This window comes from Parashewanella curva, from assembly GCF_003675895.1.
Classification (GTDB): domain Bacteria; phylum Pseudomonadota; class Gammaproteobacteria; order Enterobacterales; family Shewanellaceae; genus Parashewanella; species Parashewanella curva.
Genome location: NZ_ML014946.1, coordinates 1 through 1,106, shown reverse-complemented (window position 1 = coordinate 1,106; position 1,106 = coordinate 1). Strand labels below are relative to the sequence as shown.

Annotated in this window: 1 protein-coding gene; it reads right to left on the bottom strand. The window is 36.6% G+C overall.

Annotation, left to right across the window (positions count from 1 at the left end):
• A partial coding sequence (locus D5018_RS21360; protein WP_133309376.1) for a hypothetical protein occupies positions 1–768 on the bottom strand: 768 nt, incomplete at its 3' end.
• Positions 769–1,106: the final 338 nt, after the last annotated feature.

Sequence of the window (1,106 nt, the reverse complement as noted above, 5' to 3'; positions counted from 1 at the left end):
CTTAGATTCCATCATTAGAAAATAAGTGTAAGGACGGTGCAAAGCGATATGCTCAATCGCCTCTAATAGCTTCTGTTTTATTTCTAGTGGAGTTAAGCGTTCCACTTTTGCAGATTGAAATCGAAAATACATTTCTTGTAAACACTCGAAGGCAAGTTTTTCCTCATCAACACAAGGAGTACTACTTGAGCCTATAAAATCTAGGTACTCAGACGGTACAATATCATTACGTTTATTATTTATGCATTCATTTAATCTTCCCTCCTCTCTTAGTGATAAGTTGAGTTTTGGTTGATGGATTTTAACCGTCGACAAAGAGCATCTATTCAGCTTCCGTCCATAAATATCATCGTATGCAGGAGGTTGTATCGAGCGATGGCGGTGAGGTGTATATCTGGGAGGTTGAATCATCAGGCCTGAGGTGGGGGTTAAAAGTGGGTAGGGACAGAATATAGGATTATCAACTTCACGAGTAGCTTCAGCAGTATGCTTTTGGCAAATAATTAACTTGGATAAAACTGCGTTAAATCGACGATTTATGCGTGGATTTAATCTTGTTGACAATGGCCTATAGAATTCACCATCCCTTTTATCTTGTTCAAAAAGTAGAAAACCTTTTTGACTAAAAGGAGCAAATTTCTCTTTTGATGGCTTAGTAACAACGTATGTTCTGCCTTGGTATTTAAAAGGCACGTCTAACGCTACATACAGTGGCTCTGAGAGATTAAATGCTACTGGTGTATTACATTGATTAGTTGCTGCTAGCATTATTCGCTCCTTAGTCTTTTTTTATAAATTTATGGACGCACCTTGATGGACGCACCTTGGAGACTATTACTTATTCTCTGTATGTAGGATGAATGGCATAAAAATATTTTTCAAATTCAAGCCATGGCAAGCACTTCTCTATTACCTCTTTGAAAACCGTCAGGTAGCGGCTGTGCGGACACTTTGCGGACTCTCTTAAAGTTATTATTTTTAATAAAGCAGACATTGATCAGAGCAATCTCAAAAAATTCTATTTAATATAAACGCCAAATTTTCAATGGTTTGATAAAATATCACTTCAAAATTGAGGTGAATATGAATATAGAAATCAAACGATT